Source organism: Myxococcus sp. AM009 (genome assembly GCF_013372605.1).
Taxonomy (GTDB): domain Bacteria; phylum Myxococcota; class Myxococcia; order Myxococcales; family Myxococcaceae; genus Myxococcus; species Myxococcus vastator.
Genome location: NZ_JABXEP010000349.1, coordinates 1 through 1293, shown reverse-complemented (window position 1 = coordinate 1293; position 1293 = coordinate 1). Strand labels below are relative to the sequence as shown.

1 protein-coding gene is annotated in these 1293 nt (G+C 66.8%); it reads left to right on the top strand.

Going from position 1 to position 1293, the window contains the following annotated elements:
* The first annotated feature begins 55 nt into the window (after nucleotides 1-55).
* Nucleotides 56-1251 (top strand): IS3 family transposase gene (locus tag HV824_RS35785; protein WP_176425271.1). Its coding sequence is split into 2 segments (ribosomal slippage): nucleotides 56-338 and nucleotides 338-1251, totalling 1197 coding nucleotides; the frame shifts between segments, so codons are not numbered across the junction.
* Nucleotides 1252-1293 lie beyond the last annotated feature (42 nt).

Below are 1293 nucleotides of genomic sequence, written 5' to 3'. Positions count from 1 at the left end.
CTGAAGTTACCCCGGTTTCGTGGAGTCCCACCCGCTGTGCGAAAAGGGTCCCACGATGCCGAAGTCACGCCCCCCATACCCGCCGGAGTTCCGTGAGCGGGTCGTCGAGTTGATGAAGGCCGGCCGGTCCGGCAAGAGTCTCGCAAGAGAGTTCGGTTGTACCGAGCAGAGCATCCGCAACTGGAAGAAGCAGTTGGAGGGGAGCTGCAGTGGCGCCCCCAGCAGCAATGGCGAGGGCAGGCCAGCCCCCAGGGCGAGCAGTGTCGCCTCGGATGAGCGCGCTGAGCTCGAGCGGCTGCGGCGCGAGGTGCGGGTGCTGCGCGAGGAGCGCGACATCCTAAAAAAAGCTGCGGCCTGGTTCGCGCAGGAGTCCGTGGCGACGCCCAAGCGGCGTACCGACTCGTGAAGGCGAATCAGGCCGTCCACGGCATCACGACGCTCTGCCGTGTCCTGGAGGTGTCCGAGAGCGGCTACCACGCGTGGCGGACGCGCCTGCCCTCGAAGCGAGCGGTCGCTGACGCGGGCCTCAGCGAGCGCATTCGCGCCATCCACGCGATGAGCGACGGCACCTACGGCGTGCCGCGCATCCACGCCGAGCTCGCGGCAGAGGGTGTGCACATCGGCCGCAAGCGTGTCGCCCGTCTCATGCGGGCAGCGGGCCTCGAGGGCGTCAGTCGCCGCAGGTGGTGTGTCACAACGACGCGCGACGAACGCGCACGCCCTGCGCCCGACCTGGTCGACCGCAAATTCGTGGCCCCTGGACCCGACCAGCTCTGGGTTGCTGACATCACATACATCCCGACGCACGCCGGCTTCCTCTACCTCGCCGTCGTGCTCGACGCATGGAGCCGCAAAGTGGTCGGCTGGGCCATGGCTGGCCACCTCAAGACGGAGCTCGTCGTGCAGGCTCTCGACATGGCCGTGGGGCAGCGTCAGCCCCAGAACGTCGTGCACCACAGCGACCAAGGGACGCAATACACCTCGATTGGCTTCGGACTTCGGTGCAAGGAAGCCGGCGTGCGCCCCTCCATGGGCAGCGTTGGCGATGCGTACGACAACGCGATGTGTGAGAGCTTCTTCGCTACACTCGAGTGTGAACTGCTCGCACGCCGCCGTTTCACGTCTCACGCCGAGGCGCGGATGGCCGTCTTCCGCTTCATCGAAGGCTGGTATAACCCGCTCAGGCGCCACTCCGCGCTCGACTACGAGTCACCCGCTGGTTACGAGAAGAAGCACCGCGCTGCCGCTTGAGGGCGAAAGCGCGGAACGCTCTGCGGAACCGGGGCAACTTCA